At 47.1% G+C, this 3,323-nt stretch carries 4 protein-coding genes; all 4 read right to left on the bottom strand.

Annotated elements, in window-relative coordinates; translation table 11 throughout:
- Positions 1–55: 55 nt before the first annotated feature.
- A complete protein-coding gene (gene parM / locus C5687_RS24705; protein ID WP_223621988.1) occupies positions 56–133 on the bottom strand; it encodes a plasmid segregation protein ParM domain-containing protein in 78 nt (25 codons plus the stop codon).
- Between the two features lie 239 nt (positions 134–372).
- Complete coding sequence (locus tag C5687_RS23690) at positions 373–747, bottom strand: hypothetical protein (RefSeq protein WP_017901448.1); 375 nt, start codon at positions 745–747, stop codon at positions 373–375.
- The gene (locus tag C5687_RS23685) at positions 747–1,379 is read right to left on the bottom strand and encodes a ParA family protein (RefSeq protein WP_087788156.1); all 633 of its coding nucleotides are present in this window, start codon (positions 1,377–1,379) and stop codon (positions 747–749) included. The genes C5687_RS23690 and C5687_RS23685 overlap by 1 nt, the downstream gene beginning before the upstream one ends.
- A gap of 958 nt (positions 1,380–2,337) precedes the next feature.
- A complete protein-coding gene (repE, locus tag C5687_RS23675) occupies positions 2,338–3,093 on the bottom strand; it encodes a replication initiation protein RepE (protein WP_087788157.1) in 756 nt (251 codons plus the stop codon).
- Positions 3,094–3,323: the final 230 nt, after the last annotated feature.

Here is a 3,323-nt window from a genome sequence, read left to right as displayed (position 1 = left end):
GTGCGTATTGCCTGAAAATCCAGCCAGCTACAGGGTCGTTCGCACGAAATCTTATTTATTCAACAAAGCCCGTCTTCCCTTCAAACCAGGCAAGTTTCACGTTTGTAGAACCATCATCGCAAAAAATTTTCATACCTATCTCCATTGATACTCAGTTTGAGTATTCACCTTCACCCCATAACTACTCACATTGAGTAAATACGTTCATAAACCGCAGGTAAGCACTCAAACTGCGTACTTCACCGGGTCGTTTAATTACTCAGTTTGAGTATTATATCATTTATCTTGCAGCAATCTAGCATTTAGCTAGCATAAATCTTGCTGCAAGATTGCAACGGTAAAAAGAATGCAGCAAGATTGCTGCATTCCGGATTAGTATCCCTGTTTTTCCTTATATGCCTCAACTGCTTTTTCCAGAACTTCCACCAGTTTCAACCCCTCACGCTCTGCGATATCCCTGATCTCCTGGTCGAAAGCAGGTGTGACACGTGTTGCAAATGCCAGCGTCCTGTTTGTTTTTCTGGCAGAACGGCCATCGCGGCGGGTATATGCCTCGGTCACTGTTTGTGTACCCACAGGATCATGGTGCACTGGCGATAAGTCCGCCTGCTGTATCTGTACATCAGTGGCAGCGACTGCAGGAGCTATCTCAGGCGCGTTCAGGCTGGTAGCCACTTCGTCAGGGCCTGGGGGTACACCCAGCCCACCACGGGCTCTTTTAGTTTTAAGTTTTGATGCATCAGCCATTACTCTTCTCCAATCTTATCGATGAGCGCCTGGATAAGTTCATCAGCTCTCTCGTTTAAACCTTTATAGCGTGTTTCTGTCACTGCAAGTCCTGAGTTCATCGCTTTTCTGTAAGCTGGCTTCTCAAAAAGACATCCAGCTAAAGTTTCATAACCCGCCTCACTGATATATGCACGAGCATCTAGCTCTTCCGCTTCGGTACCTACACGGCTTAAAGCAAAGACCAGTTTTGAACGTGGCACGCCTTCTTTTACCAGCGCGTTGAAAACTTTAATTGCCGGGACAAGATCGTCAAGGGAAGCCCCCGTTGGCTGGACGATAAGGTCGGCCACCTTAGCAATTTCCGAAGTCCCTTTGCTTGCACGAGCTGGTCCATCAAGAATGAGAAGATCAAACTCGCCGGCAGATTCTATGGCCTGCTTTGCTGTTGAAAATACTTCGACTGAAGCAACCGGTGGTAAACCAGTTGACAGACGTCGGCGGTGCCACTCAGCACTCGTTGCCTGTTCCAGGTCGAGGTCAGCTAATTTTGTTTTGATGCCACAGGCGGATGCTTCACGCGCTAACGCTCTCGCCTTAGTGCTTTTGCCCACACCACCTTTCTGGGAAATAAAACCAACTATCCAGGCCATCTAGCCCCCTTTACTTGCTGCTATCTTGCAGCAAACATTAGTATAAACCTGATTGAGGTTAGGAAAGTAACTCTTCCTGAACAAGATAACAGCTTGCAGCAAGATTGCAATAATCAAAAATCTAGCAGCAAGATTAAATCTTGCTATTCAGAAGACTGGAGGAATTGACAGCCGAATACTTGTGACAAGTTAAGGATAACGAAAGCAGCAAGCTTTATGCAATCTTGCAGCAATAATCAATGAGAGCTCACTGAGGATTGTATCGATAAATCGGCAATATAGCGGCAAGAAAGCAGCAATCACGCAGACATCACAACATGAGCCGAGCGCTAGAAAATCACTGTCTGGAAACTACGTCATTATAAGCCCCGACGGCTGCATGAAGCATGCTAGCAGCAATCTATTTTATTGCTGCTAGCATGCTGAAAGATTGCTATTAGAATCAGGCAGCGCTCGCCGCAGCCATGTAACCGAGCGTAGCGAGCGAACTGGCGAGGAAGCGAAGAGGAACCGTTCCGGCAGATAGTTCTTACGCTCAGCACAAGAAGAGTTTTCCATCCTCTGTGGGGAACAGGTCAACTTCGCGGACGGCCCGGACTGTGGGAAACAGGTCAACTTCGTGGACGGCCAGGGCTTCGTGAAACACCACATGTATAGGCACACACAGATAGCGTGTTCAGGGCAACAAATGTGACAATCTGCCATCATTAATTATGTCGAACTTGCCCTCATGTCATATGACTAACTGGAAGAGGGGAAAATCTAGTGTGACAAACTACCCTCAGGATAGGGTGACAAATTGCCCTCAATTCTGGCTCCACTACCGGTTACAGCCAAAAAAACTATGAGTAAGCGCAGGATGCAAGGGAGGGAACAGCAAAACTGTGACAAATCACCCTCAACCTTCCAGATCAAATGTGACGAACCACCCTCAAATCTGTGACAGATAACCCTCAGGCTATTCTGTTGTCATCGAGGTGATATCACGGAAGGAAAATACAATATGAGTCGTCTGGCGGCCTTTCTTTTTCTCGATGTAAGAGAGGCGCATAGGTGTCCGGCTATTGATCTCATCAACACTTGCCTGCAGGAAACGGCGCCGAAAATCCGGCATACGCTGATAACTTTGAGGTAGCTGGTAGCGCTCCATGATCCAGTCGATTTTCAGGGACACGACACCAGAGCCATCAGGTTTACGGTACTGACACAGGGATTCGTATAAACGCATGGCATACGGATTGGTAATCTCTTTTGTTTCACTGAGCCGGAACTGCGTAAACCGGTTCTGTAGCCCGATGAAGAAGGGAATGAGATATGGGTTGATATGTACGCTATAAAGCCCTCTGGATGGACTGTGCGCACGTTTGATAAACCAGGGAAAGGATTCATACCCTTTTTCATTGCCGGCATCCTCTTCAGGGCGATAGAAAACCACTTCCTTACCCGCAAAACCTTTTAAAGCCTGTCGTATATCCTTACTGGCTTCAGCGGAGGTCAGTCCGAATGTTTCAGCGTATTTAGCAACGTGAATTTCGCAGATACCGTCATGTTCCTTCAGGGAGCCGTCGGATTTTCTGATCTGGTCAACGAACAGATACAGCATACGCTTTTGATCCCTGGAGAGACTATATGCCGCTTCAGTCAGCTCATTTGACTGGACAATCCGCGGGCTATTTTTACGTTTTTTATGGTTTATAACCGCTATTTCCGCCATGACAGGTCCATGTGAAGTGTGACAGGTTTTAAGATTGTCACACTTTATAATACAGAGTCAACAGGGAGGGATAACTTTGTGAAAAGCAATGCTTCCTGAGGGCAATTTGTCACAGAGTTAAGGGCAACTTGTCACAGAAAGGACGGCTATTTGAGGGTGATTTGTCACACTGAAAGGGCGGTTTGTCACAGATCCCTCTCTGGAACCCGCATGGATAAAGGTCTGTGGGC

Origin of the sequence: Enterobacter sichuanensis, from assembly GCF_002939185.1 — a bacterium.
GTDB lineage: Bacteria > Pseudomonadota > Gammaproteobacteria > Enterobacterales > Enterobacteriaceae > Enterobacter > Enterobacter sichuanensis.
Note: the sequence above shows the minus strand (reverse complement) of the source record. Positions and strands in the feature narration are given on the sequence as shown.